Genomic DNA, 24682 nt, shown 5'->3' with positions numbered 1-24682 from the left:
GAGGTGGACGTCGGGGGGCGTTACCGACCCGGCTAACCGGTCGGGCCCGAACGGAAACGGACGAATGTCCCCGTACATCTCTTATCGCCCGGTTTCCTCCCCTGCACCTCGGGCAGGCGCGGCGCAGTCGGATCCCCGAGGAGAGGTGGCGGCCGTGGCACGGGTGGATTTCGCGGACCGGGCGGCGCTGGTGACGGGTGGCTCGCGCGGGCTGGGCCTGCTGGTCGCCGAGGAGCTGGCCCGGCGCGGCTGCCGGGTCGCGGTGTGCGCCCGGGACGGCGCCGAACTGGCCTTCGCGGAGCGGCGGTTGGGGCGGCTGACGACGCGCCGGGCGGCGCTGCAGTGCGACCTGGCGGTGCCGGGCGCGGGGCGGGCGGTGGCCGCGGAGGCGGCCGAGCGGCTGGGGCGCCCGCTGGACCTGCTGGTGAACAACGCGGGGGTGATCCAGGTCGGGCCGCTGTCGGCGCTGGTCGAGGAGGACTTCCGGCTCTCCTGGGACGTCATGGTGGCGGCCCCGCTGGAACTGGTGCTGGCGGTGCTGCCGGGGATGCGCGAGCGCGGCGGCGGCTCGGTGGTGAACGTCGCCTCGATCGGCGGGCCCGTCCCGGCGCCGCACCTGCTGCCGTACGTGACGGCGAAGGCCGCGCTGGCGGCGTTCTCCCGCGGGCTGCGGGTGGAGCTGGCGGGCAGCGGGGTGCAGGTGACCACGGTGGTGCCGGGGCTGATGCGGACGGGTTCGCACCGGGCGGCCCGGTTCTCCGGCCGGGCGCCGCTGGAGTACGCGTGGTTCGGCGCGGCGGCGAGCATGCCGCTGCTGTCGATGGACGCGGGCCGGGCGGCGCGCCGGATCGTGCGGGCCGCCGAGTGGGGGCGGCCGGAACTGGTGCTGACCCCGGCGGCCAAGCTGGCGGTGCGCCTCCAGGGAGTGGCCCCGGCGACGTTCGGGGCGCTGCTGGGCGCGGCGGGCCGGCTGCTGCCGGGGCCGGGCCGGGTGGCGGAGCACGACCTGCCGGGCGAGGCGGCGTCCGGGCGCACCGGGCGCCTCGTCCCGGTCCTGACCGCGCTCGGCGACCGGGCCGGGCGGCACACCAACGAGCCCGGCCCGCAGGCGGGCTGACCCATCGAACGGAAGGAGCGCGTGATGCGTGCGGTGACCTGGCAGGGCAGGCGGGACGTCCGGGTGACGGAGGTGCCCGACCCGATGGTCGAGGACCCCTCGGACGTGCTGGTGGAGGTGACGTCGACCGGCCTGTGCGGCTCCGACCTGCACCTGTACGAGGTGCTCGGGCCGTTCCTGGACCCGGGTGACGTCCTGGGCCACGAGGCGATGGGCGTCGTCCGGAAGGTGGGCGGCGCGGTGCGGACGCTGAGCCCGGGCGACCGGGTGGTGGTGCCGTTCAACGTCAGCTGCGGCACCTGCCGGATGTGCACGAACGGGCTGCACTCGCAGTGCGAGACCACCCAGGTGCGCGAGTACGGCAGCGGCGCGGCGCTGTTCGGCTACACCAAGCTGTACGGCCAGGTGCCGGGCGGGCAGGCCGAGTTGCTGCGGGTGCCGTTCGGCGACACGCTGCCGGTGAAGGTGCCGGAGGGGCCGCCTGACGACCGCTTCGTGTTCCTCTCCGACGTGCTGCCGACGGCCTGGCAGGCCCTCGAGTACGCGGCGGTGCCGGAGGGCGGCACGCTGCTGGTGCTGGGCCTGGGGCCGATCGGCGAGATGTGCGTGCGGATGGCGCTGCTGCGGCCGGGCGTGCGGCAGGTGATCGGGGTCGACCTCGTCCCGGAGCGGCTGCAGCGGGCCCGGGAGCGCGGCGCGGTGGTGCTGGACCTGAACGACCGGCCCAAGCAGCTGCCGCAGGCCGTCCGCGACCTGACCGACGGGCTCGGCCCCGACAGCGTGATCGACGCGGTCGGCATGGAGGCGCACGGCTCCCCCGCCGCGGGCGCCGCGCAGCGCGTCACCGGCCTGCTGCCGGACGCGCTGGCCCGGGCGCTGATGCAGCGGGCCGGGGTGGACCGGCTGCAGGCCCTGCACCTGGCGGTGGAGCTGGTGCGGCGCGGCGGCACCATCTCGGTGGCGGGCGTCTACGGGGGCGCGGCCGACCCGATGCCGCTGCTGACCATGTTCGACAAGCAGGTGCAGCTGCGGATGGGCCAGGCCAACGTGCGCCGCTGGACGGACGAGCTGCTGCCGCTGCTGACCGACGCCGACCCGCTGGGCGTGGACTCCTTCGCCACCCACCACCTGCCGCTGGAGGAGGCCCCGGAGGCGTACGCGATGTTCCAGCAGAAGCGGGACGGCGCGGTCAAGGTGCTCTTCAAGCCCTGACCGCGCGTGCCGGGCCCCCGGGCGGGACGGGGGCCCGGGCGGGACCGCTCGGGGCCGCTGGCATGCTGGTGCCGTGGAGAGACCCGAGATCTGGATCGAGTTCGCCCCCGAGCTGCACCTGTTCGTCCGCGCCCGGTACCGCGACGGGCTCGCGGCGGTGCGGACCGACGGCGCCTCGACGCTCGGGCACCTGGTCGAGTCGCTGGGCGTCCCGCTCACCGAGGTCGGCGGGCTGCGCGTCGACGGCGAGCCGGTGCCCGCCTCCCGGGTCGCCGGGCCGGGCGCCCGGGTCGCGGTGCTCGGGGTGACCAGGCCCCAGCGGCTGGCCGGGCCGGCCCGCTTCCTGCTCGACGTCCACCTGGGCACGCTGGCCCGCCGGCTGCGGCTGCTCGGCGTCGACGCCGCGTACGAGAGCGTGGACATCGGCGACCCGGCGCTGGCCGCGCGGTCGGCCGCCGAGCGGCGGGTGCTGCTCTCCCGGGACCGGGGCCTGCTGCACCGGCGCGAGCTGTGGGCCGGCGGCTACGTCTACAGCCACCGGCCGGCCGACCAACTGCGCGACGTGCTCTCCCGGTTCGCGCCGCCGCTGGCCCCGTGGACCAGGTGCACCGCCTGCAACGGCACGCTGCGCGCCGCCGCCAAGGAGGCGGTGCAGGACCGCCTGGAGGACGGGACCGAGCGCTCGTACGACGCCTTCGCGCAGTGCGCCGACTGCGGGCAGGTCTACTGGCGCGGGGCGCACCACGCACGCCTGGAGGCGATCGTGGCGGCGGCGGTCGCCGAGTTCGGCGGCTGACCGGGGTACCGCCGCGCCCCCGACCGGGTCAGGCGGCGCGCAGCGCGGGCAGCAGCTCCTGCTCGGCCCAGTCGAGGAACGCGGGCTGGCTGTCGCCGCCGACCTGGATCAGCGCGAGTTCGTCGAACCCGGCCTCGGCGTAGGGGCGGACGGCGTCGAGGAAGTCCTCGACCCGGTCGCCGCACGGGATGGAGGCGGCGACGTCCTCGGGCCGGACGTACTGGTTGGCGGCGGCGAACCCGGCGGTGCCGGGGAGGTCGGCGTTGACCTTCCAGCCGCCGCCGAACCAGCGGAACTGGGCGTGGGCGCGTTCGACGGCGGCGTCCCGGTCGCGGTCGAAGCAGACCGGCACCTGGCCGACCGCGGGCTTGCCCGCGCCGCCCGCCTCGGCGAAGGCGGTGAGCAGCTCGCGCTCCGGCTGGACGGCGATCACCAGGTCGGCGAGCCGCCCGGCGGTCGCGCAGGAGACCGGGCCGGAGACGGCGACGCCGATCGGCGGGGGCTGCTCGGGCAGGTCCCAGAGCTTGGCGCCGTCGACCTGGAAGTGCCGTCCGTGGTGGGTGACGTACCCGCCGTCGAACAGCGCCCGGATGATCTCCACGGCCTCGGCGAGCATCTCCTGCCGGACCGCGACGGGCGGCCAGCCGCGGCCCACCACGTGCTCGTTGAGGTTCTCCCCGCTGCCCAGTCCGAGCCGGAACCGGCCCTCGGAGAGCAGTTGGACGGTGGCGGCCTTCTGCGCCACCACCGCCGGGTGGTAGCGGACGGTGGGGCAGGTCACGTACGTCATCAGCGGCAGCGTGTCGGTGGCCTGTGCGACGGCGCCGAGCACCGCCCAGGCGTAGGGGGCGTGGCCCTGCTCGTCCAGCCAGGGGAAGTAGTGGTCGGAGATCACCGAGAAGTCGAATCCGGCGCGTTCGGCGCGCACCGCGTCGGCGACCAGGTCGCGCGGGGCGCGCTGCTCGGTCATGAGGGTGTATCCGATGCGCATCTGTGCCTCCTGGTGCGGCTGTTGCGGTCAGCTCGCGGTCAGTAGTTGCGGGGCGAGCGTCTTGATCAGGGTGTTGGTCCAGCGCATCTGGCGGAGCGTCTGCGGGTGGCAGCGGCTCGCCAGTTCCAGCAGTTCGGCGTCCCGGCCGGCCTGCGCGGCCTGGGCGAGCATCTCCCAGTGCAGCGAGTTGCGGGAGGCGGCGAGGTGCAGCGCGGCCAGGGCCTCCAGCAGGTCGGGGAGGCCGTCCGGTCGGGGGGTGAGGTCGGCGGCGGCCTTGCGGCGCAGCCGGGTGAGGGTGGTGGGGTCGTGGTCGGCGGGCAGCCGGAGGTCGCGGGCGGCGGCGGTGACGGCGATCAGGCGGGCGTGCTCCGCGGACCAGCGGGCGGTGTCGGTGGCGACGTGGTGGAACTCGTGCTCGGCCCGGTGGTCCTCGGCGGCGGCCAGCAGGTCGTCGCGGAGGGCGAGTTCGCCGTCGTGCAGGGTGCGCAGGACGGCTTCGACGGGGTTCACGGGGTGGCCTCCGGTGCGGGTGCGGGCCGCTGGTCGGCGAGGGCGGCGGGGCCGCCGGTGGTGGGCGGTGCGGCGGCGGGGTCGGCGGGCGCGGCGGCGCCGGTGGTGGGGGCGGGGGCGGGGGTGCCGTCGGCGGGGGCGAGCCGGGTGAGGCGGGCGGCGGCGGTCTTGAACAGCGGCTGCTTGGAGACCGGGTCCCAGTCGGTGGGGGTGGTCTCGTTGGCGGCGCGCCCGCCGTCGGCGCCGGGGTCGGTGCGGACGGGGGTGTCCCAGTAGCCGTAGTGGAAGGGCAGGAAGAGCAGTCCGTCGCGCAGCGCGGTGACCCGCAGCCGGGCCCGGACGGCGCCGCGCGCCGTGGCGACCTCGACCAGGTCGCCCTCGCCGAGGCCGCGCCGGTGGGCCTCCCCGGCGCCGATCTCGACCCACATTTCGGGGGCGGCGGCGTCGAGTTGGGGGGTGCGGCCGGTCTTGGTGCGGGTGTGGAAGTGGTAGAGGGTGCGGCCGGTGGTGAGCTGCAGCGGGTAGTCGTCGCTGACGTCCTCGTGCGGGGGCAGGTACTCGGCGGCCTTGAGCACGGCCCTGCCGTCGGGGTTGAGCGCCCGGTACTCGGTCTCGGAGACGGAGGCGCCGGTGACCAGGTCGCGCCCGTAGCTCTCGCAGGTGTCGGGGTCGGCCCAGGAGATGCCGTCGGTGTAGAGGCGTTCGGTGCCCTCGGGGTGCTCGGCGGTGCAGGGCCACTGGACGCCGCCGCGCTCGCGCAGCAGTTCGTAGCTGAGGCCGGTGTAGTCGCAGGGGCGTCCGGCGGAGCAGCGCTGCCAGGCCGCGAACGCGGTGCGCGGGTCGTGCCAGCCGATCAGCGGGGCGCCGTCGCGGTCGCGGAAGTCCATCCGGCGGGCGTAGTCGAGCAGGATGTCCAGGTCGGGGCGGGCCTGCCCGGGCGGCCGGACGGCCTGTTCGCAGAGGTGGACGGTGCGGTCGGCGTTGGTGAAGGTGCCGGTCTTCTCGCCCCAGGTCGCGGCGGGCAGCACCACGTCGGCGAGCAGCGCGGTCTCGGTCGGGTAGAGGTCCTGGACGACGGTGAACAGGCCTTCGGCGCGCAGGAGTTCGCGGATCCGGGCGAGTTCGGGCAGCGAGACCGCCGGGTTGGTGCCGGAGATCCACAGCATTTTGATCGAGCCCTGCTCGGCGTACCGGAAGATCTGCATCGCGGGGGTGGGGGGCCCGTGGTGCGGGATGCGGTCCACGTCCACGTTCCACAGCTTCGCGAGTTCGGCGACGTGCGCGGCGTTCTCCCAGTTGCGGAAGCCGGGCAGGTCGCCGTCGGCGCCGCACTCGCGGGTGTTCTCGGCGGTGGGCTGCCCGTTCATCTGCAGCACGCCGCAGCCGGGGCGGCCGAGCATGCCGCGCACCAGCTGGATGTTGTTGACCTGGACGGCGGCGGCGGTGGCCTGGTGCGACTGGTAGACGCCCTGCAGCACGGTGGAGAGCAACCTCCGCGCGTCGCCGAGCAGTTCGGCGGCCCGCCGGATCTCCCGGGCGGGCACGTCGCAGATCCGCGCGGCCCACTCGGGCGTGCACTTCTCGACGCCCGCGACGAGCTCGGCGTACCCGACGGTGTGCGCGTCCACGTACGCGTGGTCGATCCGGTCGGTGCGGACGAGTTCGTGCAGCAGCGCGTTGAGCAGCGCGACGTTGGTGCCGATCCGGGGCGCGAGGTGCACCTCGGCGCGGGCGGCGACGGGCGTGGGCCGCGGGTCGACGCACAGCAGCCGGGGCGGTTCGGGCCCGGCGAGGCGGTCCAGCACCCGCATCCACAGCACGGGCTGGGTCTCGGCCATGTTGTGGCCGTACAGCGCGAGCGTGTCGCAGTGGTCGACGTCGGTGTACGAGGCGGGCTGGCCGTCGCAGCCGAAGGTCTCCTTGAGCGCCTCGGCGGCGGTGGCGGTGCACAGCCGGGTGTTGCCGTCCAGGTGGTTGGTGCCGATGCCCGCGCGGGCGATCACCGCGAGGGTGTAGTACTCCTCCAGGAACAGCTGGCCGGAGGTGTAGAAGCCGATCGAGCCGGGGCCGTGCGCGTCCAGCAGGTGCCTGCTCCGTTCGACGACCAGGCCCATCGCGGTGTCCCAGTCGCTCTCCTCCAGGCGGCCGTTCCGTCGCACCAGGGGCACGGTGAGCCGGTCGTCGGCGTGGTTGGCCTGCCAGCCGAACAGGTCCTTGGGGCCGAGCCGTCCCCGGTTGACCCGGTCGTCCGCCCGGCCGCGCACCCCGACGATCCGGCCGTCGCGCACCGCGACGTCCATCGCGTCGCCGTTGGAGTGCAGCAGCGAGGCGGTCGGCACCCAGCGGTCCACCCCGTCCCCCGTCAGGTACGCGTCGCGGCGCACCGGCCAGGGCTGACCGGGCCGGTAGGGGGTGCGGTCGCCCCAGGGTTCGGCGATCCGGTCGATCCGGTCGCGCATCTCTCCTCCTCGGTGTGTCACCGTCCGACGGCCGGCGCGTCTACCCGGGGGTCCGCGCGGCACACTCGGCTGCGGCGGGTTCAGCCCTCGGGGCGCAGTGCGTCGCGCAGCAGGCGCAGGGCGGCTTCGACGGAGGTGGCCAGGACGTCGGCGGGCCGGTCGGTGGGCGGGTCGGGGCGGGCAGTGCGGGTGCCGCGGGGGCCGCTGACGGCGACGTGCACGGTGCCGACGGGGCGGCCGTCGTGCGGGGCGGGCCCGGCGACGCCGGTGGTGGCCAGGCCGTAGGTGGCGCCGGTGAGGGCCCGGACGCCCTCGGCCATCTGGGCGGCGACCTCGGGGTGGACGGTGCCCTGCTCGGCGACCAGGGCGCCGTCCACCCGCAGCAGTCCGGTCTTGACCTCGGCCGCGTAGGCGACGACGCCGCCGAGGAAGGCCCCGCCCGCGCCGGGGGCGTCGGCCAGGGCGGCGGCGAGCCGCCCGGCGGTGAGGGACTCGGCGGTGGCGACGGTGTGCCCGGCGGCGGTGAGCGCGGCGGTGACCTGCCGGGCCAGGACGGCGGTGTCGGGCAGGTCGGGCCGGGGCGCGCCGGTGCTCATGCCTCGCGGACGACCTTGACGGTCGCCAGGTCGGAGTCGGCGCTGTCGGGGACGAGCATGCCCGCGTCCAGTCCGGTGCGCAGGTAGTCCAGGACGGCGTCGTTCAGCCGCTCGCCGGGCAGGGCCGCGGGGATGCCGGGCGGGTACGGGGTGAGCATCTCGGCGGCGATCCGGCCGGAAGCCTTCGCCAGCGGCACCTGCTCGGTGGGGCCGAAGAACGCGTCGCGCGGCAGGTCCGCCTGCTCCAGCCGCAGCTCGCCCGGGTCGGGGACGTGCACGGTGGTGGCGGGGCGCAGGGTGGGCGCGGCGGCGACGAGTTCGCGCAGGCCGTGCAGCAGGGCGTCGGCGGTGGTGGCGTCGTCGGCGTGGGTGAGCTGGGCGCTGATCCGGCGGTGGTCGCAGACGTGCAGGGTGAGCTGGTGGTAGGAGCGCAGCCAGTCCCCGGCCCGGTAGCCGGTGGTGCCGAGCGCGGAGACGTCGATGATGACCTGCAGCGGGTCGAGGTCGGCGGCCAGTCGGGGCCCGCAGAAGTCCTCGCGGCCGTGGACGTGCAGCCCGTCGAGGGCCTCGATCCGCTCCCGGACGTCGGCGGCGAGCGCCAGCGCGGAGCCGAACAGCTCGTGGCCGTGCTGGACCATCTGGCGGCGCCAGCCGTCGAGCGCGGCGTAGATCAGGACGGAGGGGCTGGTGGTGCCGAGCAGGTCCTCGCGCTGCTTGAGCGCGTCGGGGGCGACCAGGTCGCCCTGCAGGTGGAAGACGGAGCTCTGTTCGAGGGCGGAGCCCATCTTGTGGACGGAGGTGACGCACACGTCCGCCCCGGCGTCCATCGCCCACTGCGGCAGGTCGGGGTGGAAGGGCAGGTGCGCGCCCCACGCCTCGTCGACGATCAAGGGCTTCCCGGCGGCGTGGCAGACCTCGGCGATGCCCTCCAGGTCGGCGCAGGTGCCGTACGGGGTGGGCGAGGTGACCAGGGCGCCCTTGACGTCGGGGTGGCGCTCCAGGGCGGCCCGGAACGCCTCGGCGCGCGGCGGGTGGGCCAGGTGCAGGTCGGGGTCCCAGGAGGGGTCGACCCAGACCGGGCGGATCCCGGCCAGGATCAGCCCGGCCACCACGGACTTGTGGGCGTCCCGGCCGACCAGCAGTTCCTCGTGCGGCCCGGCGACGGAGAGCATCGCGGCCTTCACCGACAGGGAGCTGCCGCAGGTGGAGAAGAAGGTGTACTCGGCGCCCACCGCCTCGGCCATCAGCGCCTGGGCGTGCGGCAGGATGCCGCGCGAGTCGGTGCGGTCGTCGAGGCCGCCGCTGGCCAGCACGTCGGAGCGGAACACGTCCGCCCCGAGGACCGCCAGCACGCGGGGGTCGGTGCCCCGCCCCTGCTTGTGGCCCGGCGGGGTGAAGACGGTCAGGGGGTTGGCGTGGAAGGCCGCGAGGGCTTCCAGCACCGGCGCTTGCGACTGGTCCATGCCGGCGCGTCTGCCCTCGCCGCGGAGGGTGAAACGAGCCCGGCCGGGGTGACGGCTCAGCGGCGGACGGCGGTGACCAGGTGGGCCGCGGTGCGCAGCCGGATGCCGTCGGGGCCCTGGTGGGGGGCGAGGGCGGCGGCGAAGGCGGCGCGGACGCGGGGGGCGGCGGCGTCGGGCCGCCCGGGCTCCAGGAGGGTGAGCAGGTGGCGGCCGGGGCCGGAGCCGAGCAGCAGGTCGGCGGCGTCCTCGGCGTCGCGCCCGAAGCGTCCGGCGGCCTCGACGGGTTCGGTGCGGACGCGGTCGAAGCCCGCCGCGTCGAGGGTGCGGCGGACGAGGGCGGGGTCGGCGAGCGAGAACATGCCGGGCCCGTCGGCGAGGCCGGGCTCCTGCGCGGGGACGCCGAGCAGGGCGCGGGCGGTGTCGTGCACCGCGATCCACTCGGTGCGGGCGGGGTCGGCCATGCAGACGAAGGCGAGGCGGCCGCCGGGGCGCAGGGCGCGGGCGAGGTTGGCGAAGGCGGCGACCGGGTCGGCGAAGAACATCACGCCGAAGCGGCTGATCGCGACGTCGAAGGCGGCGTCGGGCAGCGGGTGGACCTGGGCGTCGCCCTGCTCGAAGGCGATCCGCTCCAGGCCCTCGGCGGCGGCGAGGGCGCGGGCGGTGGCGAGCATCGGGCCGGAGAGGTCGAGGCCGAGGGTGGCGGCGGCGGTGCGGGCGGCGAGCCGGGTGGTCTGCCCGGCGCCGCAGCCGACGTCGAGGACGCGGGTGGCGGCGTCGATCGCGGCGGCGGCGAGCAGCGGGGCGTTGAAGCCTTCGTTGACGGCGTTCCAGCGGTCCTGGTGGTCGCTCCAGTGGCGGCCCTCGGGGCCGTTCCAGGCGTCTGACTGTGCGGTGTCGACCGGTGCGGACATGGGTCCTCCTCGTCCGGGAGCTAGTATGGGCATTCGCCCATACCCACGCTATGGGCGAACGCCCATACTGGCAAGAGCACCCGGGAGGCCCCCCATGTCACCGCGCGGCGTAGCGATCCCCGACGTCCGGGAGCGGCTGTTCGCCGCGGCCGAACGGGTGCTCTCCCGCGAGGGACCGGCCGGGCTGACCAACCGCTCGGTCACCGAGGAGGCCGACTGCGCGAAGGGGCTGCTGTACAACCACTTCGCCGACCTGGACGACTTCGTCGCGCAACTCGTCCTGGACCGCTTCGCGAAGGTCGCCGCCGAGGTCGCCCCGCTGCCCGACCGGGCCGGACGGGGGGACCTCCGGGAGAACCTGGCCGGGGCCGCGCTCGCCCTGCTCGGCGCGAACGGGCCGGTGGTCGCCGCCGCGGCGGTCTCCCGCAGCGGCGTCGCCCGGCGGGTGGAGCGGGCCTGGCGGGAGGGCGCGCCGGGGCCGGGCACGGTGGAGGCCGCGGTGGCCGCCTACCTGGCGGGCGAGCAGCGGCTGGGCCGCCTCTCCCCCGCCGCCGACGCCCCGGTGCTCGCGCTCGCCCTGGTCGGCACCGTCCACCACCTGCTGATGCACGCTCACGCGGGGACGGACGACCCCCCGGAGCTGATCCGCCGTCTGGTCGCCGCGCTGGTACCGGCACCCGAAGGGGGTAGTACCGCGGTACCACCGGACGGCGGATGATCGTCCCCGGGTGCCGCCGTCCCGGCCCGCGCCGCGCCTAGCGTGGCCACGAGGCGGTCGGGACGGTCCCGGCCGGGTGACGGCAGGGAGCGGGCCGATGATCGAGGCGCAGCAGTTGACGAAGCGTTACGGCGAGAAGACCGCCGTCGACGGGCTGGACTTCACCGTCAGGCCGGGCAGCGTGACCGGCTTCCTCGGGCCGAACGGCGCCGGGAAGTCGACCACCATGCGGATGGTCGTCGGCCTGGACGCGCCCACCTCCGGATCGGTGCGGGTCAACGGCCGCCGCTACGCCGAGCACGCCGCGCCGCTGCAGGAGGTGGGCGCACTGCTGGAGGCGAAGTCGATCCACCCGGGGCGCTCGGCCCTCCACCACCTGACGGCGCTGGCGCACACCCACGGCATCCCGCGCTCCCGGGTCGAGGAGGTGATCGGCCTGACCGGCCTGGAGTCGGTCGCGCGCAAGCGGGCCGGGGCGTTCTCGCTGGGCATGGGGCAGCGGCTGGGCATCGCGGCGGCGCTGCTGGGCGACCCGGCGACCGTCATGCTGGACGAGCCGGTCAACGGGCTCGACCCGGAGGGCGTGCTGTGGATCCGCAACCTGCTCACCGGCCTGGCCGCCGAGGGGCGGACGGTGTTCGTCTCCTCGCACCTGATGAGCGAGGTCGCGCTGGTCGCCGACCACCTGATCGTGGTCGGCCGGGGCCGGCTGCTGGCCGACACCACCGTGCAGGAACTCGTCCGGCAGGCCGGCGGCGACCGGGTCACGGTCGCCTGCGCCGACCCGGCGAGGCTGCGCGGACTGCTCACCGGGCCGGGTGTGGAGATCACCGGCCGCAGCGGCGCGGAGGAGCTGGAGGTGACCGGCCTGACGGCCCGCCGGATCGGCACCGTCGCCGCCGAACACGGCATCGCCCTCTACGAGTTGGCCACCCGGACGGTCTCCCTGGAGCAGGCCTTCATGGACCTCACCCGGGACGCCGTGGAGTACCACGGCTCCGCCACCGCCCCCGCCGACCCCACCCCCGCCACTTCGAGCACGTCGAGGAGCGCCGCGTGAGCACCATCGCCCCGACCCCCGCCACCCCGTCCGCCGCCGAACGCCCGGCCCGGCCCGCGTACCGGGTCACCGCCGTCCGGGTGCTGCGCTCGGAGTGGTCGAAAGCCTGGTCGCTGCGCTCGACCTGGATCACCCTCGGCCTCGGGCTGTTCTTCCTGGTCGCGTTCGGCCTGATCGCGGCCTTCCAGTTCAAGTCCCGGCTGAACTCCGGCCGTCCGATGGAACGGGACTTCGCCGACGCGAACGCGCTCACCCTGTCGCTGTTCGGCACCAACTTCGCGCAGCTCGCGCTCGGCGTGCTGGGCGTGCTGATCGCGGCGGGCGAGTACTCGACCGGCATGATCCGCTCCACCCTGGCCGCGGTGCCGCGCCGCCTGCCGGTGCTCTGGGCGAAGGCCCTGGTGTACGGGGTGGTCGCGCTGGTGCCGGCCACCGTCGGCGTGTTCGTGGCCTTCCTGATCGGCAGCAACGTGCTCTCCGGCACCCGGGCCGCCCTCGCCCTCTCGGACCCGGGCGTGCTGCGCGGCCTGTTCGGCGCGGGCCTGTACCTGGCCCTGGTCGGTGTGATCGGCGTCGCGCTGGGCATGCTGCTGCGCTCGGTCGCGGGCGGCATCTCGGTGCTGGTCGCCTCGCTGATGCTGGTGCCCGGCCTGGTCTCCCTGCTGCCCACCTCCTGGCACAGCCACATCAGCCCCTACCTGCCCAGCAACGCGGGCGAGGCGGTGTTCGCCCTGCACCACGACAGCACCACCCTGTCGCCGGGCGCCGGCCTCGCCGTGTTCGCGCTCTGGACGGCGGCGGCGCTCGCGGGCGGCGCGGTGCGCCTGGTGCGGCGCGACGCCTGACGCCGGTGCCGGGCGCGACACCGGCGCCGCGCCCGGCACCGGCACGACGCCTGGCACACTGACCTGTCGCGCTGCCCGGACGGCCCTGCGCCGTCCGGGCAGCGCGGCGCACTCCGTCCGACCACCCTGGGGCTTCCCGTGCACGATCCGGTCCTCCCCCACCACCCGAAGGGTTCCGAGGGCGCGCCGCTGCTCGACCTCCTGGCCCGGGCCGGGCAGCGCCTGCGCGGGCCCGCCGACCGGCACCCGTGGCTGCTGGACGCCGCCGTGGTGGCCGTCTCCTCCCTCGCGCTCTGCGTGCCCGACCTGGTGCACGACGGCGACGGCGAGGGCCCGCGCGGGCACCGCCTCGCCTTCACCCACCTGCCGCTGCCCGCCGTCCTGGCCTTCCAGGCCGCACTGCTGCTGCCGCTGCTGTGGCGCCGCCGCCGACCGGGCACCGCGTTCGCCGCGGTGACGGCGGTGTTCCTGCTGCAGTGGTCGCTCGGCGCGGCCCTGCGGGCGGACGCGGCCCTGCTGCTGGCGCTGTACGCGCTGGCCCTGCACGGGCGGCTGCGCGACCTCGCCCGGGCGCTCGGCGTCACCGCCCTGGGCATCGGCCTGGTCGCGGCCCGGCTGTCCTCGGCCGTCCCGGTGTGGGACGTGCTGTTCTTCCTCACCGCCGCGGTCACCGCCGCCGTCGCCCTCGGCATCGCGGTGCGGGTGCGCCGCGCCCAGCTCGCGGGCCTGCGCGAACGGGCCGCCCGGCTGGAGCTGGAACGCGACCAGCGCAGCCGCCTGGCCGCCGCCACCGAACGCACCCGGGTCGCCCGCGAGATGCACGACATCATCGGCCACAACCTGTCCGTGATCATCACCCTCGCGGACGGCGGCGCGTACGCGGCCCGCTCCTCCCCCGAACGCGGCCGGGAGGCCCTGACCCTGATCGGCGACGCGGGACGGCAGGCCCTCGGCGAACTGCGCCGGATGCTGGGCGTGCTGCGCGAGCACGGCGACGGCCCCGCGCTCGCCCCGCAGCCCGGCATCGCCGACCTGGCCGACCTGTGCGGCCGGATCCGGGCCGCCGGGCCCGAGGTGGTGCACCGCACCGAGGGCGCCCTGGAGACGCTGGACCGCGGCGTGCAGCTGATGGTCTACCGGATCGTCCAGGAGGCCCTGACCAACACCCTCAAGCACGCCGGGGCGTCGGCCCGCGCCCGGGTCTCCGTCGCGCTCTCCGGCACCCGGCTGCGGGTCCGCGTCGACGACGGCGGCCCGCCCCGCGGCGTCCCCGCGCCCGCGGCCGCGCCCGGCACGCCGACCGGCGCAGCGCCCGGCGAGGGGCAGGGCCTCACCGGCATGCGGGAACGGGCCGCGCTGTACGGTGGCACCGTCACGGCGGGCCCGGCCCCCGGCGGGGGCTGGTCGGTGGTCGCCGACCTGGACGTCACGCCCGCCGCCGACCCGGAGACCGCGCTCCCCGTCCCTCCCTCCCCGTCCCTCCTCGACCCGGCCGGAGGCCCGGTGTGACCACCGTCCTGATCGTCGACGACCAGCCGCTGCAGCGCTTCGGCTTCCGGATGCTGCTGGAGAGCCAGCCCGACACCTCGGTCGCCGGGGAGGCCGGGCACGGCGCGGAGGCGGTCCGGCTGACCGCCGAACTGCGGCCCGACGTGGTGCTGATGGACATCCGGATGCCCGGCATGGACGGCATCGAGGCCACCCGGCTGATCGTCGCCTCGGGCGGCCGCTCCCGGGTCCTGGTCCTCACCACCTTCGACCTCGACGAGTACGCCCACGCCGCCCTGCGCGCCGGGGCCAGCGGCTTCCTCCTCAAGGACGCCCGTCCCGAGGAACTCCTCGCGGGCGTCCGCGCCGTGGCCTGCGGCGACGCGGTGGTCGCCCCCGCCGTCACCCGCCGCCTGCTCGACGCCTACGCCCACCGCCTCCCCGCCCGCCCGTCCGGCCCCGCCACCGACGACCCCCGCCTCGCCGCCCTCACCGGCCGCGAACGCGAGATCCTGCTCGCCGTCGGCCACGGCTGGACCAACGGCGAGATCGCCGAACGCCTCGTCCTCTCCGAGTCCACCGTCAAGACCCACGTCGGCCGCGTCCTGGCCAAGATCGGCGCCCGCGACCGCGTCCAAGCCGTCATCCTCGCCTACGACCTGGGCCTGACCCACCCCAACCCGCCCGCCCCGCACCGCACGTGACCCACCCCGCGCAGCGGGTCTCAGCCCGCCCCCGGCAGGACGGTGCGGAAGGTGGTGGCCGGGCCGTCGAGGATCGTCAGGGTGCCGCCGTGCAGGGCGGCGATGTCGCGGGCGATGGAGAGGCCCAGGCCGGTCCCGCCGTCGTCGCGGCTGCGGGCGTCGTCGAGGCGGGTGAAGCGTTCGAAGACCCTCTCGCGGTCGGCGGGGTCGATGCCGGGGCCGTCGTCGGTGACGTCCAGCAGGACGGTGCCGTCGGCGGGGTCGGCGTCGACCCGGACGGTGACCCGGGTGCGGGCGTGGCGCTGGGCGTTGTCGAGGAGGTTGGTGAGCAGGCGGCCGAGCCAGAGGCGGTTGCCGAGGACCAGGGCGCCGTCCCGGGCGTGCAGTTCGACCCGGGGGCGGGCGGCGACGGTGGTGCGGGCGAGCTCGGCGAGGTCGAGCGTCTCGCGGGGAGCGCCGTGGCCGGTGGCGTCGAGGCGGGCGAGCAGCAGCAGGTCGGCGGCGAGGGACTGGAGCCGGTCGGTGTCCTGGAGCGCCCCGGCGACCATCTCGGCGCGGACGCCCTGGTCGGGGTGGGTGTGGGCGACCTCCAGCTGGGTGCGGAGCACGGCGAGCGGGCTGCGCAGTTCGTGGGAGGCGTCGGCGATGAAGCGGCGCTGCCGGACCCCGGCCGACTCCAGGCGGTCGAGCATGGCGTTCATGGTGTGGGCGAGCCGGGCGATCTCGTCGTCGCTGCCGGGTTCGGGGACGCGCCGGTCGAGGTCGCGGTCGCCGATCCCGGCCACCTCGGAGCGGATCGCCTCGACGGGTCGCAGCGCGCGTCCGGTGGTGTGCCAGGTGACGACGCCGACGGTGGCCACCAGGACGGCGCTGAGTGCGGCGAGCCCGGCGGTGGTGAGGTCCTCGGCGGTGTCGGCGGTGTGCAGGGAGGCGCCGACCCGGATGGTGAGCGGGCCGTTCGGGGTGTCGGCGGTGAGGGTGGTGACGCGCTGGTGGTGCTCGTCGCCGAGGGCGCCCAGGTCGAAGGTGGAGTGGCCGTCGTGGGTGCCGGTGGGGGCGAGGGCGGGGTGGCCGGCCAGGTTCTGGCTGGCGGCGACGACGCGCCCGTCCGGGCCGGTGACCTGGATGAAGTCGGTGCCGTGGTCGAGCGGCAGTTCGCCGGGCAGGTGTCCGTCGGTGGCGAGGGCGGCGACGGCGAGGGCCTGTTCGCGGGCCCCGGCCTCGACGCTGCGCTGCAGGTCGGCCCGCATCAGCAGCAGGACGGCGGCGGAGGCGACCAGCAGGACGGCGGCGACGGCGAGGCAGGCCGCGATGGTGGTGCGGGCCCGTACGGAGCGGGGGGCGGAGCGGACGAGGCGGCCCCGGAGCGCGGCGAACCGTTCAACCACCGTCGGGCTCCAGCCGGTAGCCCGCGCCGCGCACGGTCTGCAGGGCGGTGCGGCCGAACGGGGCGTCGATCTTGCGGCGCAGCGCGCTGATGTGCACCTCGACGGTGTTGGGGTCGCTGTCGGCGGCGGCGTCCCAGACCTGTTCGAGGATCTCGCGCTTGGAGACGGCCTCCCCGGCCCGCCGGGCCAGGTGGTCGAGGAGGGCGAACTCGCGCGGGGTGAGCGCGATCGGGGTACCGCCGCGGGTGCAGGTGCGGGCGGCGGAGTCGACCACCAGGTCGCCGAGGACGGCGCGGCGCGGGGCGCGGGAGCCGATCCGGCGGGCGAGGGCCTTGAGCCGGGCGACCAGGACGACGAAGGAGAACGGCTTGGAGAGGTAGTCGTCGGCGCCGGTGTCGAGCGCCTCGGCCTCGTCCCACTCGCCGTCCTTGGCGGTGAGCATCAGGATGCCCGCGTCGCTGCCCGCCGCCCGCAGCCGGGCGCAGACCCGGTAGCCGTTGAGGCCGGGCAGCATGATGTCCAGGACGACCACGTCGTAGGAGTGGTCGGTGGCCCGGGCCAGTCCGGACAGCCCGTCGTGGACGGTGTCGACGTGGAAGCCCTCCGCCTCCAGGCCGTGCTTGATCGCCAGGGCGAGCCGCCGTTCGTCCTCCACCACCAGTACGCGCATACCCCCAGGGTGGCAGCTCCGCGGGGCGGGGGGCTGAAGGTGTCTTCAGGTCGGCTCGGCTACCCTTCAGCGCGCCCCGGTGTCACGGGGCCCGCCCGGGCGTGGTGCCCGGACGCGCAGGGGGGAACGGGAGCCGGGGACGTGGACGAGCAGGAACAGCCGGGGCAGCCGGTGACGGCGGGGCGGTCGGCGGCCGGACGGGCGCTGCCGGGATGGCTGCGCGGGCGGGCGGCGCGCTGGGGCGGCGGGGTCGCGGTCGCGGCGCTGCTGGTCGGCGGCGGGGCGGCGGCCGTCGCCGCCGGGCACCACGACCGGCACGGGCACCACGGCGGGAAGGCCGCGGCCCGCGACGGGGAGCACGACGGGCGGCGGCCCGGCGACGGGCCGCGCGGGGGGCGGCACGACCGGGGCGGGCGCGAGGGCCGGGCCGAGCAGCGGCAGCAGGGCCGCGACCGGCGGCCGGACCGTCCGGCCCCGGCGCCGCTGCCCTCGCTGGCCGCCGCCGACGCGGTGGCGAGGGCGGCCGCCGCGGTGCCGGGCGGCCGGGTGGAGTCGCTGCGCGCGGTCGCCGCGGCCGACGGCGGCCGGGCCTGGGAGGCCGTGGTGCTGGGGCCGGACGGGGTCCGGCACCTGGTGACGGTGGACGGCGCCACCGGCGAGCCGACCGGCAACACCGTCCTCGGCGGCTGACGCCCGCCGCCCGGCCCGCCGCCCGTGCCCGGGCCGGACGGGCGGTTTCCTGAAGGCGTCTTCAGGTCTTCAGGAACCGTTCAGCACGGTTGGACCATGCTGGTGCCGACGGGGCCGTCCGGCTCCGGCGCTCCGCGGAAAGGCGCTTCGACGATGCTCCCCTCCTCGGCCCTGCTGGCCGTCAACCCCCTGGACGCGGGCTCACTGCTGGCCTCGTTCGGCGCACTGGGCATCGCCGTGGTGATGTTCGCGGAGACCGGCCTGCTGGTCGGGTTCTTCCTGCCGGGCGACTCGCTGCTGTTCACCGCGGGGCTGCTGTGCACCACGAGCGGGCACGGCGGGCCGCACCTGAACCTGGGCCAGGTGCTGGCGGCCGCCGTGGTGGGCGCGCTGGCGGGGGCGCAGACCGGGTACCTGATCGGGAAGCGGGGCGGCCGGGCGCTGCTGGCCCGTTCGCGCAACGAGCACCTGCTCCGGGGGGCGGAGCGGGCCGAGGAGATCCTGTCCCGGTACGGGCACGCGAAGGCGGTGGTGCTGGCGCGCTTCGTCCCGGTGGTGCGCACCGTACTGAACCCGCTGGCGGGCGCGCTGGGGGTGGACGTGCGGACCTTCACGCTCTGGCAGGTGGTCGGCGGTCTGCTCTGGACGGCGGGGCTGGTGCTGGCGGGGTACGCCCTCGGCTCGTCCGTCCCGAACGTGGACCACTACCTGCTGCCGATCGTGGCCCTGGTGGTGGCGGTGTCGCTGCTGCCGCTGGCCCTGGAGCTCCTCCGCTCCCGCCGCCGGGCCGGAGCCCGGTGACCGGCCCGGGACTGCGGCGCCCCGCCCCGTGGGCCGCGGCCTGCGGCGGGGCGTTCGCGCTGCTGGCGGTGGTGCTGGCGGTGCGCGGGTGGCGGCCGTTCGGCTTCGAGGCGGCGGCGGTGCGCTGGGGCGTGGCGCACCGGCCGGAGGGGGCGCGGGAGGTGGCGGTGGCGGTGACGGCGCTGGGCACCGACGTCTTCCCGTACGTGCTGGCGCTGGCGGCGGGTGCGGTGTGCGTCCGGGCGGGCGGCCGGTCCGCGGAGCGGCGGACGGCGGCGGAGCGGCGGACGGCGGCGGTGCTGCTGGCGCCGGTGGTGTGGCTGGTGGCGGGGCAGTTGCTGCGGCAGGGGCTGATGCGGGGCCTCGCCCGGCCGCGGCCGCCCGCGGCGGGGTGGGCGTTCGACGCCTCGGGGTTCGCGTTCCCGTCGGGGCACGCCTTCACCTCGGCGCTGTCGGCGGGGCTGCTGGCCTGGGCGGTGGCGCGGGCCCGGCCGCGGGCGGCGCGGGGTGCGGTGGCGGGGGCGGTGCTGTTCGCGGGGGTGATCGGCTGCACCCGGGTCTTCCTGGGCGTGCACTGGCCGCTGGACGTGCTGGGCGGCTGGCTGCTCGCGGGCTGCTGGCTGGCGCTGGGCGGGTGCCTGCTGCGGAGGCTCCCGGCCGGTCCGGGCCGGACGCGCCGGGCCGGAGCGCCGGCGGACCTGCCGCAGGACGGCCCGCCCCCGCGCTAGCCGCCGACGCGGTCGTCGGCTAGCGCGGGGGCGGGCCCGGCGGCCGTACGCCTCAGTGGACGCAGAACTCGTTGCCCGCCGGGTCCTGCAGCACCGTCCAGGTCAGGCCGGGGACGCTGTGCTCGCCGACGACGCTCGCCCCCAGCGCGACCAGTCGCTCCACCTCCCCCGCCATGCCCGTGCCGGGCACGGCGGCGAAGTCGACGTGCACCCGGTTCTTGCCCCGTCGCTCCTCGGCCACCCGCTGGAAGCCCAGGGCCACCGGCTGCGCGCGGACGATGACGAAGTCGCCGTGGTCCTCGGCGATCTCACCCCCCAGCGCGGTGGCCCACCACCGGGCCAGCTCCTGCGGCTGCGCGCAGTCCACCGTGATCATCACTGCTGACAGACTCATGATCGCCACCCTAACCAGGGCCACCGACAACCCGCGGCGGCCCGGACGGGCCGGGCGGGCGCGGGGCGGGTTCAGGCGGGCTTGCGCCACACCGAGACGTGCTTCGCGGAGTCCTGGGTGAACGGGCTGCCGTCCCAGTCCGCGACCCGGCGTTCGAGCGCCAGCCCGGCGATCCGCGCCATCAGGTCGAGCTCGGCCGGCCAGGCGTACCGGTGCCGGGAGGCGTCGCGGCGGTAGCGGCCGTCGGCGCCGTCGCGGGTGAGGTGGTGCGAGACGAGGAGCTGGTCGACCAGGTCGAAGGTGTCGAAGCCGAGGTGCCCCTCGGAGACGTCGAACGGCACCGCGACCTGGCCGGGCGGCAGGAACCGCAGCGGCGGGACGCCCAGCTCGACGACGAACCGGCCGCCGGGCTCCAGGTGGCGGGCGGCGTTGCGGAAGCACTCGACCTGTTCGTCCTGGGTGAGCAGGTTCGTGAGGGTGTTGTAGACGAGGTAGACCAGGGTGAACCCGCCGGGGACAACGGTGGTGGCCATGTCCCCGATGACCACGGGGAGGGTCTCCTCGTCGACCTTGCGCCGCAGCACCGCCGCCATGTGCGGGGAGAACTCGATGCCCGTCACCGGCACGCCGCGCTCCCGGAGCGGGACGCCCACCCGGCCGGTTCCGATGGCGAACTCCAGGGCCCGGCCGCCGTCGGCGAGCGCGGCGAGGAAGGCGAGGGTCGGTTCGAGGGCGGCGGCCGAGGAGTTCCCGGCCTCCTCGGCGTCGTAGCGCTCGGCGGTCTCACGGCTCCACAGTTCGCTGCTCGTCATGGGCATCCACTCTGCCGGGCGCCGGGAGCGCTGTCGAAGCATTTTGTGGCCCGCCCGAACGGGCGGTGGCGGCGGGGGCGGCGGACGGCGGGGTCAGCGGGCGGCGGGGGCGGCGGCGAGCAGGTAGCGGTGCTCGGGGCGGCCGGTGTCGCCGTAGCGCAGGGACAGCCGCAGGCGGCGGTCCCGGGCGAGTTGCTTGAGGTAGCGCTGCGCGGTGGAGCGGGAGAGGCCGGTGGCGTCGGCGACCTCCTGGGCGGAGAGGGCGGTGCCGGCCCGGCGCAGGGCGTCCAGGACGAGGTCGGTGGTGGGGGCGCTGTGGCCCTTGGGGAGGGCGGCGGCGGGCGCGGAGCCGGTGCGCAGGGCGGCGAACATCCGGTCGACCTCGTCCTGGGAGGTCTCCCGGGCGGCCGGTCCGGCGAGGGCGTGCCGCAGGTCGGCGTAGGCGGTGAGCTTGTCGCGCAGCCCGGCGAAGCTGAACGGCTTCACCAGGTACTGGAGCGCGCCGTGCTGCATGGCGGCGTGCACGGTGGAGACGTCGCGGGCGGCGGTGACCATCATGACGTCGCACCGGACGCCCGCCTCGCGCAGCCGCCGGACCAGGACGAGCCCGGTCTCGTCGGGCAGGTGGTGGTCGAGCAGGACGAGGTCGACGGGGGTGCGTTCGAGCGCGGCGTAGGCCTGGGCGGCGCTGTGCGCGGTGCCGGTGACCCGGAAGCCGGGGACCTTCGCGACGTAGGCGGCGTGCACGTCGGCGACCCGGAAGTCGTCGTCGACCACGAGGACGTCGATCATGCGTGCTCCAGCAGGTGTTCCGGGAGGGGCCCGGCGGTGCGCAGGGCCTCGGGGAGTTCGACGGTGAAGCGGGCGCCGCCGAGCGGGCCGGTGCCGACGGCGAGTCGGCCTCCGGTGCGTTCGACCAGGCGGCGGACGAGGGCGAGGCCGAGGCCGCGGGGGCGGTGGGCGGGGGCGTCCTTGCTGGTCCAGCCCTCCTCGAAGACCCGTTCGCACAGTTCGGGCGGGATGCCGGGGCCGCTGTCGGCGACCTCGGCCAGCAGGGTGGTCCCGGCGGTGCGCAGCCGGACCTCGACGGTCCCGCCGGGGGCGGCGTCCATGGCGTTGTCGACCAGGTTGCCGAGGACCGTGACCAGGGCGCGGGCGTCGAGCAGGGTGTCGGGGAGGTGGCTGTCGGGGGTGACGGCGAGCCGGATGCCGCGCTCCTCGGCGACGGCGGCCTTCCCGGCCAGCAGGGCGGCGGCGTGCGGGTCCTGGACGTGGCGGCCGATCCGGGCGGCGCGGGCGGCCTGGGTGCCGGACTGCTCGGAGATGAAGGCGGCGGCCTGGTCGTGGCGGCCGAGTTCGAGCAGGCCGAGCAGGGTGTGCATCCGGTTGGCGTGCTCGTGGTCCTGGGCCCGCAGGGCCTCGGTCAGCCCCCGGGTGTGGTCCAGCTCCCGGACCAGGGATTCGAGTTCGGTGCGGTCGCGGAGGGTGGTGACGGCGCCGCCGTCGGCGGTGGCCATCCGGTTGACGACCAGGACGCGGTCGTCGCGGACGGCGGGCAGGTCGGCGCCCTCGACCCGGCCGGTGAGCACGTCGGCGAGGCGGCCGGGCGGCAGCAGGTCGTCGACGGTGCGGCCGGTGCACTCCTCGGGGAGGGCGAGCAGGCGCAGCGCCTCGTCGTTGGCGAGCCGGATCCGTCCGGCGGCGTCGAGGGCGAGCATGCCCTCGCGGATGCCGTGCAGCATGGCCTCGCGCTCGATCAGCAGGGCGGCGATGTCGGCGATCGCGATGTTGTGGGTGCGGCGCTTGAGGCGGTGGGCCAGGGCGAGGGTGGCGGCGAGGCCGACGGCCAGTCCGGCTCCGGCGCAGAGCAGGATGCCGCCCGCCATCGAGACCAGTCGGCCGCGGATGGAGTCGTCGCTGAGGCCGACCGAGACCTCCCCGACGATCCGGCCGTCGGCGAGCCGCAGCGGGACCTTGCCGCGGGCGGTGCGGCCGAGGGTGCCGTCCTGGATGGCGGTGACGCTCTCGCCGTGCAGCGCGGGCCCGGGGTCGGTGGAGACCGGCAGGCCGATCCGGGTCGGGTCGGTGTGCGAGAGCCGGATGCCGCGGTCGTCGGTGACGACGACGAACTCGGCGTGGCTGGCGCGCCGGATCCGTTCGGCGATGTCCTGCGCGGTGGCGGCGTCGCGGTCGGCGGCGGCCCGGGCGACGGCCGGGTCGGTGGCGGTGACCTGGGCGATGGACAGGGCGCGCTGCATGGCGTCGCGGTCGAGTTCGGCGCTGACGGGGGCGAGGAACAGCCCGGCGGTGACGGCGGTGACGGCGACGGTCACCACGGTCTGGCTGAGCAGCAGTTGGGCGAAGACCCGGCGGGGTCGGCGCGGTCGTCCCATCGGGGTGTCCTTCCTGCTCAGGCCCGGTCCGGGGGTTCGGGGTGGGGGGCCACCCTATGTTTCCGGCGTGTTTCTGTCAGCCCCGGCCCTGGTTGTTGTAGCGGAAGCAAAACGAGCACAACAGTCCTCAACACCGCAAAGCCGCGTTAAGCCCGCAAGGCTCCCGCGGCCCCCGCCCGTGCTCGTAGCGTCCCGGTCCACAGCAGCGGGCCGGCGAGGGAGCCGGCCGAGGAGGTAGGTGGTTCACGTGGACCCGCACGAGGCCGGGGCCGTCCCGGCGATCGAGTTGACCGGGGCGACCAAACGCTTCCGGACGCCGTCCGGCACCCTGCACACCGCCGTCCGGGAGCTCGACCTGACCGTCGCCCCGGGCGAGTTCGTCGCCGTGGTCGGCCCGACGGGGTGCGGCAAGTCCACCACCCTGACGCTGGTCAGCGGCCTGGAGGAGCCCACCGAGGGCGAGGTGCGGGTGTACGGGGAGCCGGTGTCCGGCATCAACGGGCACGTCGGCTTCGTCTTCCAGCAGGACGCCGTGTTCCCGTGGCGCACGGTGCTGTCGAACGTGATGGCCGGGCCGCGGTTCCGCGGCGTCCCGGCCGACGAGGCGCGGGAGAGGGCCCGCGACTGGCTGTCCCGGGTGGGCCTGTCGGCGTTCGAGGACCGCTACCCGCACCAGCTCTCCGGCGGCATGCGCAAGCGGGTCGCGCTGGCGCAGACCTTCGTCAACGACCCGCGGATCCTGCTGATGGACGAGCCGTTCTCGGCGCTGGACGTGCAGACCCGGGCGCTGATGTCCGACCAGCTGCTCGAACTGTGGGCGGGCACCGGTTCCTCGGTGGTCTTCGTGACCCACGACCTGGACGAGGCGATCGCGCTGGCCGACCGGGTGGTGGTGATGACGGCCGGACCGGCCACCGTCAAGGAGGTCTTCACCGTCGACCTGCCGCGCCCGCGCAGCGTGGAGGCCGTCCGCCTGCAGCCGCGCTTCGTCGAGCTGTACCGCGAGATCTGGGCCTCGCTGGGCGAAGAGGTCCGGATCACCCGTGAGAGAGGAGCGGGTCGTGCCGCTTGAGACCGCCGTCGCCGCCCCCGCCGCCTCCCGCACCGAGGTGCGCGAACGGGCGGCCCGCAACCGGAAGGTGGGCGTGTACGGGGCCCGGGCCGCCGTGCTGGCCGGGTTCCTGGGCCTGTGGGAGGTGTGCTCCCGCACCGGGGTGATCGACCCGTTCAACTTCTCCCAGCCGTCGAGGATCTGGGACCAGATCCGGCAGTGGGTCACCCACGGCACCGCGCAGGGCTCGCTGGGCGAGCAGATCGGCTACACCCTCTACGAGGCGCTGACCGGCTGGGTGCTGGGCGTGGTCGGCGGCGTGCTGCTGGGCATCGCGCTGGGCCGGGTGCGGTTCCTGGCGGACGTGTTCGGCCCGTACATCAAGGTGCTGAACGCGATCCCGCGGATCGTGCTGGCCCCGATCTTCCTGATCTGGTTCGGCCTGGGCCCGGCCTCCAAGGTCGCCTCGGCCGTGGTGCTGGTGTTCTTCCCGGTGTTCTTCAACGCCTTCCAGGGCGCCCGCGAGGTGGACCGCAACCTGGTCGCCAACGCCCGGATCCTGGGGGCGAGCAACCGGAAGGTCACCCTGCAGGTGGTCGTCCCGGCCGCCACCACCTGGATCTTCACCAGCCTGCACGTCAGCTTCGGCTTCGCGCTGATCGGCGCGATCGTCGGCGAGTACATCGGCGCCACCAAGGGCCTGGGCCTGATGGTCGCGGCCGCGCAGGGCACCTTCAACGCGGCGGGCGTGTACGCCGCGATGACCATCCTGGCCGTGGTCGCGCTGTTCACCGAGGGCCTGCTGACCTTCGCCGAGAAGCGCCTGTTCCGCTGGAAGCCGGCCGACGCCGGCGACGGCCGCTGACCCCCGCTCCCTTTTCGTCC

At 75.9% G+C, this 24682-nt stretch carries 25 protein-coding genes; 13 read left to right on the top strand and 12 right to left on the bottom strand.

All coding sequences use genetic code 11. The features are described 5' to 3' along the window. Positions 1 to 154: 154 nt before the first annotated feature. The 3 genes from QSK52_RS25705 to QSK52_RS25695 all read left to right on the top strand — a co-directional run bounded on the left by QSK52_RS25705 (position 155) and on the right by QSK52_RS25695 (position 3125). A complete protein-coding gene (locus QSK52_RS25705) occupies positions 155 to 1117 on the top strand; it encodes an SDR family NAD(P)-dependent oxidoreductase (RefSeq protein WP_285738524.1) in 963 nt (320 codons plus the stop codon). A 24-nt stretch (positions 1118 to 1141) separates the two neighbouring features. Beyond that, positions 1142 to 2329, top strand: coding sequence for an alcohol dehydrogenase catalytic domain-containing protein (locus QSK52_RS25700; RefSeq protein WP_285738523.1), 1188 nt, complete (start codon positions 1142 to 1144; stop codon positions 2327 to 2329). Positions 2330 to 2402: 73 nt separating this feature from the next. Then, a complete protein-coding gene (locus QSK52_RS25695) occupies positions 2403 to 3125 on the top strand; it encodes a Mut7-C RNAse domain-containing protein (protein ID WP_285738522.1) in 723 nt (240 codons plus the stop codon). A 28-nt stretch (positions 3126 to 3153) separates the two neighbouring features. On the opposite strand, the gene QSK52_RS25690 is transcribed toward QSK52_RS25695, so the two are convergent. From QSK52_RS25690 to QSK52_RS25665, 6 genes are all read right to left on the bottom strand, one after another. Continuing rightward, a complete protein-coding gene (locus tag QSK52_RS25690) occupies positions 3154 to 4116 on the bottom strand; it encodes an LLM class F420-dependent oxidoreductase (RefSeq protein WP_285738521.1) in 963 nt (320 codons plus the stop codon). 27 nt (positions 4117 to 4143) lie between these two features. Continuing rightward, entirely contained in the window at positions 4144 to 4626 is a 483-nt protein-coding gene (locus tag QSK52_RS25685) for a hypothetical protein (protein ID WP_285738520.1), read from the bottom strand. Next, positions 4623 to 7085, bottom strand: coding sequence for a molybdopterin oxidoreductase family protein (locus tag QSK52_RS25680; protein ID WP_285738519.1), 2463 nt, complete (start codon positions 7083 to 7085; stop codon positions 4623 to 4625). Before QSK52_RS25680 ends, QSK52_RS25685 begins: the two co-directional genes overlap by 4 nt. An 80-nt stretch (positions 7086 to 7165) precedes the next feature. Further along, positions 7166 to 7681: a CinA family protein gene (locus tag QSK52_RS25675; protein WP_285738518.1), complete on the bottom strand. Its 516-nt coding sequence runs from the start codon at positions 7679 to 7681 to the stop codon at positions 7166 to 7168. Then, on the bottom strand, positions 7678 to 9144 hold the full coding sequence (locus QSK52_RS25670) for an aminotransferase class I/II-fold pyridoxal phosphate-dependent enzyme (RefSeq protein WP_285738517.1): 1467 nt from the start codon (positions 9142 to 9144) through the stop codon (positions 7678 to 7680). The genes QSK52_RS25675 and QSK52_RS25670 overlap by 4 nt, the downstream gene beginning before the upstream one ends. Before the next feature lie 56 nt (positions 9145 to 9200). Then, complete coding sequence (locus QSK52_RS25665) at positions 9201 to 10055, bottom strand: class I SAM-dependent methyltransferase (protein ID WP_285738516.1); 855 nt, start codon at positions 10053 to 10055, stop codon at positions 9201 to 9203. 94 nt (positions 10056 to 10149) lie between these two features. On the opposite strand from QSK52_RS25665, the gene QSK52_RS25660 reads away from it, so the two are divergent. The 5 genes from QSK52_RS25660 (at position 10150) to QSK52_RS25640 (ending at position 14870) form a co-directional block, all read left to right on the top strand. After that, positions 10150 to 10773, top strand: coding sequence for a TetR/AcrR family transcriptional regulator (locus tag QSK52_RS25660; RefSeq protein WP_285738515.1), 624 nt, complete (start codon positions 10150 to 10152; stop codon positions 10771 to 10773). Between the two features lie 97 nt (positions 10774 to 10870). Then, positions 10871 to 11833 (top strand): ABC transporter ATP-binding protein, encoded by a 963-nt coding sequence (locus QSK52_RS25655; protein WP_285738514.1) that lies wholly within the window; start codon positions 10871 to 10873, stop codon positions 11831 to 11833. Next, positions 11830 to 12678, top strand: a complete 849-nt coding sequence (locus QSK52_RS25650) for an ABC transporter permease (protein ID WP_285738513.1) — start codon at positions 11830 to 11832, stop codon at positions 12676 to 12678. Before QSK52_RS25655 ends, QSK52_RS25650 begins: the two co-directional genes overlap by 4 nt. Before the next feature lie 138 nt (positions 12679 to 12816). Further along, positions 12817 to 14187, top strand: a complete 1371-nt coding sequence (locus QSK52_RS25645; protein WP_285738512.1) for a sensor histidine kinase — start codon at positions 12817 to 12819, stop codon at positions 14185 to 14187. Then, complete coding sequence (locus tag QSK52_RS25640) at positions 14184 to 14870, top strand: response regulator (protein ID WP_285738511.1); 687 nt, start codon at positions 14184 to 14186, stop codon at positions 14868 to 14870. The genes QSK52_RS25645 and QSK52_RS25640 overlap by 4 nt, the downstream gene beginning before the upstream one ends. Before the next feature lie 20 nt (positions 14871 to 14890). On the opposite strand, the gene QSK52_RS25635 is transcribed toward QSK52_RS25640, so the two are convergent. Then, complete coding sequence (locus tag QSK52_RS25635) at positions 14891 to 16258, bottom strand: sensor histidine kinase (protein WP_285738510.1); 1368 nt, start codon at positions 16256 to 16258, stop codon at positions 14891 to 14893. Further along, entirely contained in the window at positions 16251 to 16928 is a 678-nt protein-coding gene (locus tag QSK52_RS25630; RefSeq protein WP_285738509.1) for a response regulator transcription factor, read from the bottom strand. The genes QSK52_RS25635 and QSK52_RS25630 overlap by 8 nt, the downstream gene beginning before the upstream one ends. A 141-nt stretch (positions 16929 to 17069) precedes the next feature. On the opposite strand from QSK52_RS25630, the gene QSK52_RS25625 reads away from it, so the two are divergent. From QSK52_RS25625 to QSK52_RS25615, 3 genes are all read left to right on the top strand, one after another. Continuing rightward, a complete protein-coding gene (locus QSK52_RS25625; protein ID WP_285738508.1) occupies positions 17070 to 17618 on the top strand; it encodes a hypothetical protein in 549 nt (182 codons plus the stop codon). A 153-nt stretch (positions 17619 to 17771) separates the two neighbouring features. Then, positions 17772 to 18419: a DedA family protein gene (locus QSK52_RS25620; protein ID WP_285738507.1), complete on the top strand. Its 648-nt coding sequence runs from the start codon at positions 17772 to 17774 to the stop codon at positions 18417 to 18419. Beyond that, positions 18416 to 19147 carry a phosphatase PAP2 family protein gene (locus QSK52_RS25615; RefSeq protein WP_285738506.1) on the top strand — a complete coding sequence of 244 codons (732 nt, stop codon included), beginning with the start codon at positions 18416 to 18418 and terminating at the stop codon, positions 19145 to 19147. Before QSK52_RS25620 ends, QSK52_RS25615 begins: the two co-directional genes overlap by 4 nt. Before the next feature lie 52 nt (positions 19148 to 19199). Here the strand turns inward: QSK52_RS25615 and QSK52_RS25610 are convergent, their stop codons facing one another. The 4 genes from QSK52_RS25610 to QSK52_RS25595 form a co-directional block, all read right to left on the bottom strand. Continuing rightward, complete coding sequence (locus tag QSK52_RS25610) at positions 19200 to 19541, bottom strand: VOC family protein (protein ID WP_285738505.1); 342 nt, start codon at positions 19539 to 19541, stop codon at positions 19200 to 19202. 71 nt (positions 19542 to 19612) lie between these two features. After that, positions 19613 to 20353, bottom strand: a complete 741-nt coding sequence (locus tag QSK52_RS25605) for a class I SAM-dependent DNA methyltransferase (RefSeq protein ID WP_285738504.1) — start codon at positions 20351 to 20353, stop codon at positions 19613 to 19615. 93 nt (positions 20354 to 20446) lie between these two features. Further along, positions 20447 to 21145: a response regulator gene (locus QSK52_RS25600; RefSeq protein WP_285738503.1), complete on the bottom strand. Its 699-nt coding sequence runs from the start codon at positions 21143 to 21145 to the stop codon at positions 20447 to 20449. Beyond that, positions 21142 to 22746: an ATP-binding protein gene (locus tag QSK52_RS25595; RefSeq protein ID WP_285738502.1), complete on the bottom strand. Its 1605-nt coding sequence runs from the start codon at positions 22744 to 22746 to the stop codon at positions 21142 to 21144. The genes QSK52_RS25600 and QSK52_RS25595 overlap by 4 nt, the downstream gene beginning before the upstream one ends. Positions 22747 to 22993: 247 nt before the next feature. Between QSK52_RS25595 and QSK52_RS25590 the strand changes: the two genes are divergently transcribed. Beyond that, positions 22994 to 23818: an ABC transporter ATP-binding protein gene (locus tag QSK52_RS25590; RefSeq protein WP_285738592.1), complete on the top strand. Its 825-nt coding sequence runs from the start codon at positions 22994 to 22996 to the stop codon at positions 23816 to 23818. Further along, a complete protein-coding gene (locus tag QSK52_RS25585) occupies positions 23808 to 24662 on the top strand; it encodes an ABC transporter permease (RefSeq protein ID WP_285738501.1) in 855 nt (284 codons plus the stop codon). The genes QSK52_RS25590 and QSK52_RS25585 overlap by 11 nt, the downstream gene beginning before the upstream one ends. Positions 24663 to 24682 lie beyond the last annotated feature (20 nt).

Origin of the sequence: Kitasatospora phosalacinea, assembly GCF_030268885.1 — a bacterium.
Lineage (GTDB): Bacteria > Actinomycetota > Actinomycetes > Streptomycetales > Streptomycetaceae > Kitasatospora > Kitasatospora phosalacinea_C.
This window is presented reverse-complemented; position numbering and strand designations above follow the sequence as displayed.